This window comes from Natrinema gari JCM 14663 (genome assembly GCF_000337175.1).
Taxonomy (GTDB): Archaea; Halobacteriota; Halobacteria; order Halobacteriales; family Natrialbaceae; genus Natrinema; species Natrinema gari.
In genome coordinates this window covers 132,251-146,668 of the sequence record NZ_AOIJ01000061.1, presented here as the reverse complement: position 1 = coordinate 146,668, position 14,418 = coordinate 132,251, and the positions used below count along the sequence as shown (strand labels likewise).

General features: G+C 48.6%; 11 protein-coding genes and 1 pseudogene. 2 read left to right on the top strand and 10 right to left on the bottom strand.

The features are described from left to right. Positions 1-3: 3 nt before the first annotated feature. The 3 genes from C486_RS20375 to C486_RS20370 form a co-directional block, all read right to left on the bottom strand. Positions 4-474 (bottom strand): dTDP-4-dehydrorhamnose 3,5-epimerase family protein, encoded by a 471-nt coding sequence (locus C486_RS20375; RefSeq protein WP_008457518.1) that lies wholly within the window; start codon positions 472-474, stop codon positions 4-6. A gap of 168 nt (positions 475-642) precedes the next feature. Further along, entirely contained in the window at positions 643-2,061 is a 1,419-nt protein-coding gene (locus C486_RS14890; RefSeq protein WP_049910606.1) for an oligosaccharide flippase family protein, read from the bottom strand. A gap of 2 nt (positions 2,062-2,063) precedes the next feature. Further along, positions 2,064-3,068, bottom strand: coding sequence for a glycosyltransferase (locus tag C486_RS20370; protein ID WP_008457515.1), 1,005 nt, complete (start codon positions 3,066-3,068; stop codon positions 2,064-2,066). Between the two features lie 94 nt (positions 3,069-3,162). Between C486_RS20370 and C486_RS22850 the strand changes: the two are divergent. Then, positions 3,163-3,273: pseudogene (locus tag C486_RS22850) on the top strand (IS5/IS1182 family transposase); the annotation flags it as partial. Between the two features lie 210 nt (positions 3,274-3,483). Here the strand turns inward: C486_RS22850 and C486_RS21090 are convergent. Together C486_RS21090 and C486_RS14885 are read right to left on the bottom strand one after the other, a co-directional pair. Continuing rightward, positions 3,484-5,079 (bottom strand): hypothetical protein, encoded by a 1,596-nt coding sequence (locus tag C486_RS21090; RefSeq protein ID WP_152419180.1) that lies wholly within the window; start codon positions 5,077-5,079, stop codon positions 3,484-3,486. A gap of 651 nt (positions 5,080-5,730) precedes the next feature. Then, a complete protein-coding gene (locus C486_RS14885; protein WP_008457513.1) occupies positions 5,731-6,642 on the bottom strand; it encodes a hypothetical protein in 912 nt (303 codons plus the stop codon). Positions 6,643-6,856: 214 nt separating this feature from the next. Here C486_RS14885 and C486_RS14880 point away from each other — a divergent pair, with 214 nt between their 5' ends. Beyond that, positions 6,857-7,828, top strand: coding sequence for a glycosyltransferase (locus C486_RS14880; protein ID WP_008457511.1), 972 nt, complete (start codon positions 6,857-6,859; stop codon positions 7,826-7,828). A gap of 21 nt (positions 7,829-7,849) precedes the next feature. Here C486_RS14880 and C486_RS14875 read toward each other — a convergent pair whose 3' ends face one another. From C486_RS14875 to C486_RS20365, 5 genes are read right to left on the bottom strand one after another with little or no spacing between them, the layout of a single operon-like run. Next, entirely contained in the window at positions 7,850-9,013 is a 1,164-nt protein-coding gene (locus C486_RS14875; RefSeq protein ID WP_083866038.1) for a glycosyltransferase family 4 protein, read from the bottom strand. 3 nt (positions 9,014-9,016) lie between these two features. Beyond that, positions 9,017-10,351, bottom strand: a complete 1,335-nt coding sequence (locus tag C486_RS14870; RefSeq protein WP_049910605.1) for a sulfatase — start codon at positions 10,349-10,351, stop codon at positions 9,017-9,019. 20 nt (positions 10,352-10,371) lie between these two features. Further along, a complete protein-coding gene (locus tag C486_RS14865; RefSeq protein ID WP_083866037.1) occupies positions 10,372-11,628 on the bottom strand; it encodes a glycosyltransferase family 4 protein in 1,257 nt (418 codons plus the stop codon). Continuing rightward, positions 11,588-12,526, bottom strand: a complete 939-nt coding sequence (locus C486_RS14860) for a hypothetical protein (protein WP_008457504.1) — start codon at positions 12,524-12,526, stop codon at positions 11,588-11,590. Before C486_RS14860 ends, C486_RS14865 begins: the two co-directional genes overlap by 41 nt. Continuing rightward, the gene (locus tag C486_RS20365; RefSeq protein ID WP_008457503.1) at positions 12,523-13,419 is read right to left on the bottom strand and encodes a glycosyltransferase family 2 protein; all 897 of its coding nucleotides are present in this window, start codon (positions 13,417-13,419) and stop codon (positions 12,523-12,525) included. Before C486_RS20365 ends, C486_RS14860 begins: the two co-directional genes overlap by 4 nt. Positions 13,420-14,418 lie beyond the last annotated feature (999 nt).

The following is a 14,418-nucleotide window of genomic DNA, read 5'->3' as shown; positions in this document are numbered from 1 at the left end:
CTGTCATCCGCTCGGTTCTTCGTCCCAGTCTAAAGGTATTTTGTCTGTGTCGTGCGGGAGTCGCTCTTCATCGGGATCCTCGTATTCGTAGAGGTTCGTTGGGAAGTTGATGAGGAACGCCGGTTCGTCGCCGATAGCCTTGAAGCCATGCCAGCAGTCGCCCGGGATGCGGATGACCTTCTGATCGTGTTCGCCGACAACGAACGTGTCGAGTTCGCCCTGTGTGGGGGAGTCTTCACGGTCGTCGTAGATGCCGACTTTGATTCGTCCCTTTGGGCAAACGAAGTGATCAATCTGACCTCTGTTGTGCTTGTGCCAAGCACGAGTAATACCTGGGTATGTCATCGAATAGTAGGACATCGAAGGTTCTGGGTCGTATTCGTCCCAGTCATCACGGAATACTTCGACGAGATGCCCGCGCTCGTCGGCGTTTACTCGGAGATCGCGGACTTCTACGTCATGAACTTGTGACATCTAAACGAGATTCGGAGTTGGACTCGCTTATATGTTTGGGAGTGGACTGTCACCAATCTTGGTCGGTTTGTGTCGCCAAATATTTTATTCTGATGAAATATTTTGTGCGAATACCACACAGCTAGGGCCCAGAGATTGTGGAAAGCCAAATAGTGGGGAGCGAGACAGTCAACCACGGATATCGGAGACATAACTGAAGATCTCGGAGCGGAAAGGGCGGTACAACATTATCATACCCATATATATGATCGCTCCAAAACCGACTGTGGAGAATAAGTTCAAAAGGGAAGTTACTGGCAGAATCGTCCGACTTATCGCGAACAGGACTAGTATCATCACAACTGAGGAAAGGACGATCCAAGAGAACCGCCGAGTAGGGAATCTGACGTCGATGAACCGGGAGAGATACAACCAATGCAAGAGATCACCAATCGAAGATGAGAGAAAGGTTGCGACCGCAGCACCGACGATACCGAACTGATAGATGAAAATGATATTCATAATTATATTCAATATTATAGACACTATGGAGGCTCGCGCTGATAGACCTGGATGATTAATCGCGGATAGCGAACGACCGATTATCTTCTGTACTGCGCCAACAATCTTGTCTGCTAATAAAATAATCAACGCTATCCAAGCGATTGTGAACTCTTCCCCAAACAGATACAGCAGTATGTCTTCGGACAGCAGGAGTGCACCAAAAAATGCCGGGACAACCAGGAGCAGTGACCAAGCGATACCGTTCGGAATCAGTTCTTCGATCTTCTCGGTATTTCCTTCCGCGTCCCACTTGCTGATCTGGGGAAAGATGGTCGTAGCAATCGAACCACTAACCAGCATCACGACACCAGTTACTCTCCAAGCGGATTCGTAGGCTCCCACGTGCATCTGTGTGAGGATAATGCCAATAATCGCAACATCCATCCAACTGTATATCTGTGACCCGGAAACGGAAACGAAATGGTACTTTGAATAATCGAACAGTGATCGACCGTGAGTTAGGGAAAAACCGCCGAATTGCGTGTTCCGTCTGTTGAACCCGATCACAAAAACTGCTGCATAGCTTATGATAAGTCCGTATACAAGCGAGTTGACTCCTTGACCAAGATGGTATAGCAATATTCCAACAGAGGCCCAAACTACCTGACGCAACGCTAGGAGAGAGGCGGTTTCTCCAACGCGAAGCTCTCCATTGAGAATTCTGATCGTCAACTGAAAGGCTGCCCGGACCACTAGCGCTATAATTAGAAGAAGAGTCAGTTCTGCACCAAGGAAATCATCAACTTCTGCTCTAAATAGAAATAAAATTGATGATATTACCAATAATAATACACTGTTGATAGCTGTGCCGGTGGTCAAATAGTACGATTGGTCCTCACCTTCGCTGATGCGTTTTTCAATTGCACCTTTTACGCCGACATCTGAACAAAGAGAGAGTAAAGCAGTTGATGTCTGGAACAGAAAATACGTCCCCAGCGCAGAGGCACCTAAGTTCTGAGCAAAATACGTAATACTTGCAAATGCGATAATACTGCTCGAGAATCGGGCTATGGACAGCCGCAAACTAGACCGAGAGATATTCATTGTTACTTCAAATTAGAATATACAGATACTAGAAAAGACGCAAATAAATCCTTTATTGAATGCAACGAAGGGGCGTCAGTATACCTTTGGTACCCCTTCTCATTCCAGCAGTCGACAACTGTCTTGATCCGCTGCCGGATCCCCACATCAGGATCATATACCTCTGATCGCTGTCTCTCGAAATCACATTTCATCTCAATTATTTTATTTTTATCTGGGGATGGGCTGTCGATACGATCAATTGCATCGAGAACATTCTTCCATTTACGACTTTCCTTCTCATGGTATGATTGGCGGTTCCTCGCCAGCGAGTTCTGTGTCCATTTTCTCACACGCTCGAGTGAATTCTCCTCGGGCGATCCTATCGCTTGCTGCTCATGCTGACGGTAAAGTAATAATTCATCGTCAATGGCATGGAGTCCCCCCGTCAGGGCAGCTACAACGGCAATGTAATAGTCATATTCCCACTGTGAGGGGATGGATTCAAGATATCTTTTGAGACTTTCATCAAATAATATTGTACATCCCTGTACAAAATTGTATTTGGTGAGGGCAGTAATCAAATGTCGTTGATTCCCGTTTTTCGGTACTCGCTGTTGGACGGTAGACCAAAGATCGCCTTTCTGTTCAAGCGAACTAGTTACGATAGTCGAATTATGAAATACCAAGGAAACTTCTTCTCGAGTTAGTGCCTCTACTTCTCTCTCTATCTTCTCTTCGTGCCAAATATCGTCTTGATCACTAATGGCGATTGCGTCGCCTTTACAGTGTTTTATGCATCTAGCAAAATTCTCTTCGACGCCGACATTTTCATCGTTCGTATGTACCTCAAATAGCTGTGGGTATTTGTTTGCATATTTATTTATTTTACTGATAGTAGAATCAGTAGATGAGTCGTCAAAGACAACTACCTCACTAATATCATATGTTTGGTCTAGAATAGATTCTATTTGTTCTTCAATATATTCCTCTCCGTTATACGTGCATAGGGCAACGGAGACGTTCATTATCTCGTTAGAAATCCCACCTAATAATAATACTTTGCTATATTCCTATCGAGTTAAGTTCGAGGAGGCGCTCAATCTCGAAGTCTTATGATTTCGCACGAGCGTACGAGCGGAGGTGTACCCCGCTCAGTGTCTCCGCCTTGTCGTCGCTATCACCAACTACGAACGTGGAGACAATCCAGGAAGCACGATTATCACGGTATGAGAAGAGTTCTATGATACCCTCTTTTAGTACCTCTATCTGGAACGTACCCTATAGACCCGGCGACACGTAAGATCGCAACAGGACAGGAATACAAACAAGGGATACTTGCGTATTTGCTGTCCTTCTCATACTAGTCTGATTGATGTGTTCCGGCACTCCAATTAAACACCCGAATAGAATTAACCAGCGCTCATTTCGATAAGTCGTAATTCATTCATCTAACTTACGATAGCCGTCAATCCAACTATTTGTGTACACCTTCGAGGTTTTTTGTTGATACGTTGTTTCTAAACTTTTATCTGGGGTTATTAAATACCATTCACCATTCACTAAGGACATAACCAAGTGTTCGTTTCGACCAGACACAATGACAATATAATTGCTGCCGAAGCCTGAATTCAATAATTTGTCAGCCGCCATGGTTCCTTCTTTTTGGGAAGTTGCAACAGTCACCTCCATTGTATTCGCATCTCCCACAAGCATCCCCGTGGCGTGGTCTCTTGCCCAGTATCCAGCCGCGAACGTTTCTGCGTGGAACCGCTGGTCAACTACACCATTGTCGTATTCTGGCTCTTGAGAAGAGACAATATGAGGTTCAACTTGGATTCCTGCAGTTAAAACTAACAGGCAGATTAGTCCTGTTGATGCTATTTGAGTGAGTCGATTTCGAGAGGGTAGAAGCTGATGTGCCCGTGCTATCGGTAGCCAACCAGCCACAACTACAAAAAATGTTGCCGCCCGTGTCCAGGCTAAACCGCCACCAACATACATAATTGCTGTTATGATTCCTATGAAGCCAGAATAAAAGTACAACCCTAGATCAACCGGATTGAGGATACCATTTCTCCATTCCCAGGTCAATACTAAGGTGAATAGGACTGCCAAAAGGACAAGAATTGATTGCGTCAGTAATGGTCCTAACACATCAAGAAAGCTAGATTCTGTATTTGCAATAATATCAGGTCCAGATGACCCCAGACTAAGCAACGATATCCCAAATACCACCGCAAAAACAGCACGGGTTGTGATCCAAGCGAACCACAGTGAAGCTAACACTCCCGCTACGAGTGTGAGTCGCCGTATACGCACAATAGTAGCGCCAAGACAAGCGATTAAGAGAAGTGCAAATGCCATCCCTAAGTGATGAGTTGCAGGGAGGACAAGCAGTAATGGGAGAGCAGCAAACAATACCCGGCCGTCAGTCCTGATACGGAGGATGATGAATAAAAGGAAAGTTACAAAGACGATGCTTAATGCTCCACGCCGAGTACCTGTATAAAACTGAAATAATGGTATCCATAGCAGAGCGGGTAGAATTGCTATTGGGATATCCGTGGTAGATATATGATGTCGAATGAGAAGCCCAATAAGCAGGAGAGTTAAGCAAACAGCTATTATTGGAACAAGCGTTGTAAATAACGGATCTCCATCGACAGAGGGGAAAATTCGGAGACCAGTCACCTTGGACCCAACAGCTATTAAAAAGTGTATGATGGGAGTTGTTGGATCACCCCAGACAAACTCAACTTGTTGCGGTAATCCCCACCCGTTGTGGGAAATATCTCTAGCTATCGCACTTAATCCAACAGAATCGCGACCATATAGATAGCCGGTATTAGCACCAGGATATAGAAGAACCAGTTGCAAGGCTGTTGTTGGCAACCCTGCCCAGGGGCGAACAAATATTATTCCAAACGTGATCAAAATTGTGAGAGCGATCATAGGCGATTGTGAACGAATACAGAGAATCCCGACTGTGAGCCCGGTAAAGGCCAATATATAAGCGGTTTTCGACAGTCGATCCATAACAGTACAGGCACAGAACAGCCAAAAAAGGTTTGCTATCAGCACTCGCGAACGCTATCACCATTTTTGATCTCCTAGGTGACGGTTGTGGGAGGACCGGTTCGCTCGCTGACGAACTGGACAAGAGCACGATCTACATCCGCGACAGGCTAAAGCTGATGCGGCTGAACGGCTGGAGTCCGGTACTACCACGAAATGACCATTCATATCATATTTCTATATTAACTACCCCACCTCCGTTTCCGTCACCACGGCACAGGCCAAAGGCGAACAGACCACTACCTCTGCGACCACCTCATAACCATCGATGCCGACCATTCCCGGCTGTGACTCGGACTCATGGTATACCTGAAACCGCCCATCAGGGAAACTAAACCTCACACCGTCACCGCCGTTTATTCTTAGATTTATGCCAGGATTGTTCCTTTCCTTCCAACACCTATGAAGGAAGTTAAAATTCTTCGGGGTTCCAGTCTGTTGCAGAACCCGCCCACGAATGTTGAGCCCCGCTATATCACTAACGTTGAACACCGTCCATCTACCTATCAGTCCGTCTGCCAAGTTCTGCTCGCTATCACCAACTACGAACGTGGAGATAATCCGGGAAACACGATTATCACGGTGTGAGAAGAGTTCTATGACACCCTCTTTCTATAGGTATCCTAAATCACGTAAAGCTTCTTTAGCTTTTTCCTCTGCTTCCTCCTCGGTATCGCTTTCCCCTTGATCTGTAATCGTTCGTCGCTTATTATACGTGCATTCCAGCCATGGTACGTTCAATAATTCGTCGACATACAGGGAAGGATGGCCATATCCTTTAACTGGGATTGGGAACTCTCGATCACCTAGCAACTGGCCGTGATCCGCGGTTACAACTGTTTTTCCATCCAATACATCAACCAAATCTTCAGTGTGCCTCATAGCGACAGCAAGATTTTCTGCATATGCCCGCCAGATGAGTTCATCATCCACCGGGATCTCGTTGGCGACCATTCCTTTCCAGTTCTCAATTTCGTATGACGTAAGAATCTCCTCAAGTTTATCAGCAGACTCCCCAAAATATGGTTGATGAGGAGGAATCATATGGGCGATGATTCGCTTATTAGGATACTTCTCTAGTGCTTTCTTCGTCCGATCAACGAGGAGACCGGGGTCGAAACGATCCTCGTGTTTCCATACATGGTCGACTGCTGCAAAGTTAGCTTCAATCGGTTGGTATACTCCGTCATTCGTTTTATGAAGGTGGGGGCTTGACGTAACATAGACGGTATCGGTGAGATCACGCTGATGTACGTTTTCCCGTAAAAACTCGTTCGTAAACGGTGCCTTTGAACGAACTTGCTTCAATTCCCCGTCCAAGGTCTTCCGGTTCGCCCATGCTGTTACAAAGGCATCGTATCGGCATGCATCCAGAATAATGAGGTTATCCCAGTCCTCCTCCATCACATCAATTCCTTCTGGCAACTGGCCGAGTCGCTTCTTCAACGAATAATATGAGATATTCATCATCTGGCAGAGGAGGCGTGGGCGCCCTATATTTTGGAAGATTTCCTTGACAACCATTGAAATACCACTTGTTACACCTCGTCGTTCTACTTTGCTGATTAAACTTGTTATTTGAATGTGGATAGAGGCAGGCCTAATGGGAACAAAAATCATGGATACAATTCTAGTAACTGAAAAACCTCGGTAAAGCTAGAACAATTTCAGGCACCAATAGTAGTGAAGCTTTTTATATACGCTGCAGCAAATCTACCATAATCACAGATCTCTATCGATGACGGAGTACGATACGTCAATTGTCATACCCACGTATAATGACGAAGACACGCTCGAAGCCTGCTTAGACTCGTTAGAATCCCTGGATTACGTTGGCACCTACAATACGATTATCGTCGACGGGCATTCCAACGACCGAACAGTCGAAATCGCCGAGACGTACGGGTGCGACGTGATCTTCGAAGACAAGGGAACAATCAGTTACGCACGCGAACTCGGCGTGAAAGCGTCTAACAGCGAATTCATCGCGTTCACCGACGCCGACTGTGTTGTCCCTGATGACTGGCTTTCGACGCTCATCAGTCACTTCGACGACCATGGGGAGGTGGCAGCTGTTGGTGGTCCAAACATTACTCCCCCCGATGATACCTCGTTCGCAAAATCGGTCGGCGACGTCCTCTCCCTGCTAAGCGGTGCTGGCGCTAGATACGGATTCGAGGGCGAAGAGACCCGGGAGATCTACCATAATCCGACTTGTAATGTCGTCTATCGACGAGAAGTCATCGAAGAAGTTGGCGGATTCAACCACGACCTCATCACGGTTGACGACGAGGAGATGGACTACCGGATTCGAGAGAAGGGCTACACGATTCTGTACACCCCCGAGGCAGAGGTCCTTCATTATCGGCGACCCAGCTGGAAATCGTACACAAAGATGGGGTACCGCTACGGCATTGGACGGGCCCAAGCGACGAAACTCCATCCAGAGATGGGTGAGTGGTTCCATTTCGCCCCGTCTTCTATAATCCTTCTCTTAGCCTCTTTTCTCGCCGGGAGTGTTAAGTCTCGATCTTGGCTCAAGGTACTAGCCGGAACACTATCTTTAGGCAGCCTAGGCATCATTTCTATGAGTGTATATTTATCAGAGAAGCGGAATCGCTGGACTCAGCTGCCAGTCTACGCAATATTAATTTCTATATGGTTTTGGGCGTGGGGGATTGGCTTTATTAAGGGACTGCTCCGGCACTAATTAGTTGACCGTTCTTGGTTCTCAAACGATCTGCTCTATGAGTGCGTCGTATTCTTTGAAGAGATTACTCCAATCATACTGTTTCCCGAGTTCTTGTGCATTCTCTCCGAGATGAGTTCGAAGTTCTTCTGAGGCAGCAAGCTGCTCAATTGCCTCAACAATCTCCGTAGTAGATTTTCTAACGAGAGCTGTTTCTCCATCCTCGATTTCAAGACCCTGACTGCCGACCGGAGTAGTAACGATCGGTAGCCCCGCAGCCATGTAGTCCAACATCTTTAGCTTCGTTCCGGATCCCATTGTAAGTGGACAGAGTGCAATATCAGCATATGCGAGCCATGATCCAAGGTCGTCTACAAATCCTGGTGTAAGTATGTTAGACTGGTCTACCGACGGCGGATTCCGTCCGACCAGCAAAAATTGGACGTTGGGACAGGCAGGCGCGAACTCCTGCGCGATTCGTTCGGCCGCATCACGATTCGGATCGTAATCGTACGCACCAACGAAGATACACGATTGCTTCGAGGCATCTAAGCCAGGTACATCGAGTGATTCCCGGACATCGTCCGACGCTTCCAAGGCCGAGAAGTCGGTCCCGTTCGGGATGATTCGATACTCCGTGTCGCTCAAATCGAAGGGGTCACAGTCCTCGTCAGACATAAAGACGACGGCGTCAGCCTGATCGATCATCCGCTGCTCGAATGCACGGTGATTGTCGACAATTCGGTCGCAGAGAAACTCTGGAATCGGTTTCCCTTCGAGGAACTGGTCGACGACGCGAAACTCCGCGTTGTGTTTGTTGATCAAAAAGGCCGCGCCCGACTTCCGAGCGATGGTGGCACCGGCAGGCGAGAGTTGTGGACACTCACTGATCACCAGATCCGGATCGATATCGGCCCTCTCGACCGCGCTGCGGCTCTTGCGGACGAGGACCTCATTGAGGGTCCCAATTTCAGCAGTGGTCACGATGGTCCACAGGTAGATCCGGCAAATCTTCGAAGTGAGTAGCGTCGTTCCGATATCAACGGGCGTAACCGTTTCTTCCGGGGGGAAATCACCTTCCCACGGTGCTGCCACCCACGTATCGCCGAATTCCGAGAATTTCTTCCCGGTCTCCCACACCCTTCGGTCCGCACCACTCCCCGGTGGATACGGTTTCTTCCGGTGTAGCTGTAGCGTCGTGACCATCCTTCAGATGTACCCGAGGTCCTCGAGGCGGTCCTCCACGTCTTCTTCGAGGTCTTCCTCTAGCAGTTCCGTTTCGATGTCGAGTTCCGAGAGCCGTTTCTCTGCGACGGATTGGACGTAGTCGTCCCCTTGGTTTACCGACCGCTCGTCGATCCCCTTATCCGTGATTTCGAACAGTCGTTTCGTGTCCCGCATCTCGTCGAGTTCGAACAGCCATTTTTCCGATCGAACGCCGATCACGGTCTCCCCCTCGGCGTGATGCTCGCCGACGATGTGATCCCGCTGTTCGTGACCGGGGCGAATTCCTTCGTACGAATCTGGCAGGTCGATCCCCACAGCATCGAAGATAATCCCCATCGTGTCCATCAAGCTCAGCAGCTCGTCCTTGGACGATTCTAGGTATTCGGGCCCATTGGTAACAATGTATGGTACCTGTAGGAGTTCGTCGTACATCCGTTCGGGCTTTCCATAGAGGCCATAGTCACCGAAGAGTTCACCGTGGTCAGACGTGTAGATAATAAGGGTATCTTCGAACTCTCCTTCCTCTTTCAGTTTCCGGAGAATCCGTTCGATCTGATGGTCCGTGTATTTAATTGCAGCACAGTAGAGGCTCTCGAGGTCGTTTATCTCCTCGGAATTGAGGGTGTCCGGTGAGCGAATCAAGGCCGAATACCACTCCGAAACTTCCTCTTGCGTGACGTCCGCGGCGTCGAACTCCTTTCGATATTCCACGGGTGGGAAACAGGGATGATGGACGTCCATATAGTGTGCCCAGGCGAAAAAGTTCGAGTCGGCGTCGTCAATCCAGTCGATACAATCGTCCGTAATTACATCTGCACCGACGTACGGACGGGGTTTGCCACGGAAAAGCTGATAGACATCCTTGATCCGCTTCGTAAGGTTGATTTTCTCGTCTATTCGCCGGAGTTTCGGGTGATTTACTTCGATACCCCGAGGGAATATCTTCGTCGCGATTCCCATCAACGGATTCTGGTAGTCCTCGAAGGTATCGAAGCCGACATCGTAGTTGAAATGATGGGAGAGAAATGGATTCGACTGGAAACCACCGGTTTGGAACCCGGCTTTCTGCATCTCACTCGCCAAGCGAGGACGTGATTCCTCGAGTGGTCCGAGACCTCCACAGGAGAGCGGTAAGGTTCCCGTCAGTATCCCCGGAAACGACACCGCCGTCGCCGGTCCCGTGGCAAACGCAGATTCGAAGGAGACGCCTTTCTGAAAGAGTTCTTCCGCGGCAGGTGTATGCGACCAGTCGGCATGTAACGGTAGATAGTCCTTTCTCAGAGAATCGATTGTGATGAGTAAGACATTCTTGGTCATTCTACGGAATAAACTACCCCTTAGTCAGTTATAGAATCTTCCCTTTCCGAATTATTAACATATGTCAACATTTTTTCACGGAGTTTTCGGGATATTTCGCGCCAGTCGTACTTTTCCCGCACAAATTCACGAGCAGCATTTCCAATGTCCTCTCGGAGATCGGGATGCCGATGGAGTCGCCGAATCGACTCCGGGAACCCCTCTATCTCAGAGATGATGATGTTGTGATTATCCGTTACGTCGAGCCCACGAGCCCCGAATTCCGTCGAGATGACGGGAAGACCCCAATTGAAGTAGTCGAATAACTTGATGTTCGTTCCGCCGCCCGATACCATCGGGTGAACGGCAAAGTCTGCCGCCTCGAAATACGGTTCGATGTCCTCAACGAACCCCAGCTGTTCGACGTTACTAGATTGTCTATCAACGTCATCACAGGCAGTGCCGACGGCGACAAGATGAGTCCCCTCCGAGTCGACATCCGAAGCTATGTCATGAATCAGACGAAGGGCCTCGATGTTTGGCGTGTGTTTACTGCCGACGAACAGACCAAGAGATTCGTCGTCACCGACATCGAGTTCATCCCGAATCTGCTGGTTCTGGTCTGTATTGACCGTAGGATCCTCATCGACGTATGTTCCATTCGGAGCGACGTAGATATCGACATCTTCGAACTCACGGCGATATATCTCCATATCACGTTCCGATGTACAGACTACCAGATCGGCACTCGACACCGCATCCCGTTCGGCAGCTTCGACTTTTTCGTAGAAATATCGATGGACGCACGTACCGGAGGCAAACGTCGAGAATCGCTCTGGTTCGTAGTTATGACTCGAATATACGAGTAGGCCATCGTCGAGAAGAGAATCCACGGCAGAAACTTGCCAGGGACCTTCCACGAAGACGACATCTGCCCTTTCGAGTTCGTTTAGCAGTGTCTCCGTTGGCACACGTTTTAGCGTTGGTCCAAGGTATACGTAGGGAAAATCGAAGAGAACTGTGACGCTCGCTAGGTCATGGAACAGATGGTTGACTCGTACCTCGCGATACCCCGACTCGATATCGATCCAGGTTTCCAACTCACGCGAGAGATAATCGGAGGGATCCCCGCCTTGACAGTACCGTATGACGTTGTCACCAGCGGTCACGAAGGCGTCCATCAGTCCGTGCTTTCGATGGTCGCCACCAGTATCTGGCGGATGGACCCGGTTTGGAACAACCTGAAGAATATCCATATCAGGAAAGGTAGCCGAGTTCTTTGAGGTGAGCTTCGACATCTTCGTCGTCTATTTCGGCGCCTTCGTGGGCCGACGAGCCAGCAGAGATTTCTTTTCGCTCCCCGTTTTGATACTCAAGCCAGGGGACTTTGACTAATTCCTCAGTGTAGATCCCACGGGGGTGACCCCAGTCACGAACTGGGATCGGAGGCACTTTCTCACCGAGCATGTTCCCATGGTCGGACGTAACAACGGTTTTCCCAGGTAGTTCCGTGAGGAGTGTCTCGACATGCGGTAGCGCCAGTCGCAAATTATTCTGATATGCCTCCCGGACGTCGTCTTCGTCCACATCGACCTTACCCCGTAGCAGTCGCATCCAAAACCCAGGCGTCTCCGGATCAAAGGCGTCGTCGATCTCGATTTCCGAGTCAACGAATGGGTAGTGTGGCTGTATAAAGTGGACGATGAGGCGTTTGTTCGGGTACTGTTCGGCCGCTTCTAGGCCCCGTTCTGCCATTGTTTCGGGTAGAACTGTGTGGTTCTCTTCGTTCCAGAATCTCGAATCAGACCAAACGTTTTCGACCTCGTAGAACGATGCGCTCAGATCCTCGGAGTTGTGGTAGAATTGGCCGTTTCCAGTAATATAGACGGTATCCAGCATCGATTCGTCGGTAATATTACCTTCGAGAAACTCCACCGTCATTGAACCCCGAGAAATTACAGTTGAAAGTTCCCCAGGCAACGTACTCTCTTCTTCAAACGTATCGTATCGACAACCGTCTAGAATGACGAGATTGTCCCAGTCTCTTTCGATAAAGTTCTCACCAGCCGTGTTGTAGTCTCTACTGTTTAATCTCGTATAGTACAGTCTGTTTATCGCCCTCCCGAATAGTTCGGGGTTAGCGAGGCCGATTTTAGCTTTCTCCAACATATTGATAAAGCTCTGTTTTCCGTTCATGGATATCGTCCCTTCCCTGTCTTATTTAATATTCCATCTACCGTCCCATGTGCGAAAGCGGACAAGGACTCAAGTTTAGCCCGTTTAACCATCATCCCACACCTGCTAAGACCCCACTTGAGATACTGCCACAAAAAACGAGAGAAGGACATATCGCCCGAATACTCGTGGAACAAGAGCCATCGGTTTCGGGCCGTATAATATGACAAGGTCTGGTTCAGGTCACCACCTCCACTGCTGCTACTTTTATGATATACCGTACATTCAGGGATAGTCAGTAAGCGATAGTCCTCGTCAAGTTGGTACGAGAACGCTACGTCTTCCCGGTAAATGAAATATTTGCCGGGCAAATAACCATATTCCCCAAATACTCTTGTCGAAAAGAGGGAACAACAAAAAGGAATATAGTCGTTTTCGATGGGTTCACCAAATTCCTCGGGGAGAGATTGATGATGGATAGAGTGGCCAGACTGTCTATCGACCTCCCCCATGGTAAACCAAGCAGAGTCTGTGTCTGGATATTCCAGAATCTGTGGCGTCACTCCCCCAACACTATGACCGTCGAAGTAATGGAGGAGTTTGTCCAGAATACGGTCGTCTTTGACGATGACATCGTTGTTTAAGATCCATACATAATCTGCATCCCGTTCCAGGGCCCAAGAGATTCCAGCGTTCATACCACCGGAGAATCCTCGATTCCGGTCTAAAGGGACGAACTCAGCGTCAGGGAAGTCGTCTTGCAAATTCTCCAGTGAGTCGTCCTCAGAGCCGTTATCTACAACGACGATGTCGTGGTTTCCGTAGGAGATACCTTTGAGAGATTCGATGCAGTCTCTCGAATCCGAATAATTATTCCAATTAAGAACAATCGATACGACACGAGCGTCATTCATCAGTTGACCACAGGTTCGTAGGCCTGAACACTAAACCTTCGGTCATGTACTCTACTTAGGGTTGCATCACAGCAGAATTCGTTCCCGAAATATTTCAGATAACCCTCACCCAGTATCCACAGGGAACGAAATCGCAACTCTTGGCTTAGCTCAAGAAGGATGACGCAGTATCAAACAGTTCCAATTCTTCCTCTGAAGCCGTTACACTGGTCTCTTCTTCGAGTTCTCGGACAGCACCGAAGCCTCGTAATACTCCAGAAACCCTGCAGGGACACTCCACGTACCAACACCGGGGGTTGCGTGCGCTTCACGAGCAACAGATCGCTCTCATCAACGACGACCCTCACGCACGGCTTGGGATTTCGGCAAATCTGGTTTTCACACTACTGACAGTATCGACGTGTCCGCCCTTCGATCTGCTTGTCGGCAAGCACAGCACCGCAAGTAGGACAGTATGTGAGATGTTTGTTTCCATATCTATCGATCCATGTAGCTGTGTCGGGAATGAATCCCGAGATACATAGTCACAAACACGAGTGCCGACAGTATTCCGTAGCCATTCACCAGTGAGTACGCTATTCGGCTCGAATTAGTAGCATCGGTTGAAGATGGGGAAGCGGATTGCGGACGGCGACATTTTGAACAGCGTCACCAAACACGATCTGTGAGGGGTACTCCAATCCGACGCCTGTTTCGATAAGCGGATACAGAAACATACCAGGGCCACCGTCAAGGAAATCCAGTAGAAGATGACTGGCCAGAAAAATGATCACAACATTTGCATATGATCTAGTGCTAGCAAGTCGACGTTCAAGGACGAAAGCGGCCGAACCGATTACGCCGACTGCAAAGACCGAATGAAGCAATCTCGGTATGGCGAGTAACTTATCGAAGTCAGGGAGGACCGCAAACATTGCAAGCGCAAAATACAATCGTGAGGGAAAGATTTCTGGCGGAACTGAATAAGCAACCGTGATTGGAAGAGAGGTGAGTCAATAC

Excerpts from the sequence above, each read along its gene's own strand:
- C486_RS14865 (WP_083866037.1), bottom strand. The coding sequence starts at position 11,628 with ATGTCGAAGCTCACCTCAAAGAACTCGGCTACCTTTCCTGATATGGAT.
- C486_RS14885 (WP_008457513.1), bottom strand. The coding sequence starts at position 6,642 with ATGGTTGTCAAGGAAATCTTCCAAAATATAGGGCGCCCACGCCTCCTC.
- C486_RS20365 (WP_008457503.1), bottom strand. The coding sequence starts at position 13,419 with ATGAATGACGCTCGTGTCGTATCGATTGTTCTTAATTGGAATAATTAT.
- C486_RS14875 (WP_083866038.1), bottom strand. The coding sequence starts at position 9,013 with ATGGTCACGACGCTACAGCTACACCGGAAGAAACCGTATCCACCGGGG.
- C486_RS14880 (WP_008457511.1), top strand. The coding sequence starts at position 6,857 with ATGACGGAGTACGATACGTCAATTGTCATACCCACGTATAATGACGAA.
- C486_RS20375 (WP_008457518.1), bottom strand. The coding sequence starts at position 474 with ATGTCACAAGTTCATGACGTAGAAGTCCGCGATCTCCGAGTAAACGCC.
- C486_RS20370 (WP_008457515.1), bottom strand. The coding sequence starts at position 3,068 with ATGAACGTCTCCGTTGCCCTATGCACGTATAACGGAGAGGAATATATT.
- C486_RS14860 (WP_008457504.1), bottom strand. The coding sequence starts at position 12,526 with ATGAACGGAAAACAGAGCTTTATCAATATGTTGGAGAAAGCTAAAATC.
- C486_RS21090 (WP_152419180.1), bottom strand. The coding sequence starts at position 5,079 with ATGGATCGACTGTCGAAAACCGCTTATATATTGGCCTTTACCGGGCTC.
- C486_RS14890 (WP_049910606.1), bottom strand. The coding sequence starts at position 2,061 with ATGAATATCTCTCGGTCTAGTTTGCGGCTGTCCATAGCCCGATTCTCG.
- C486_RS14870 (WP_049910605.1), bottom strand. The coding sequence starts at position 10,351 with ATGACCAAGAATGTCTTACTCATCACAATCGATTCTCTGAGAAAGGAC.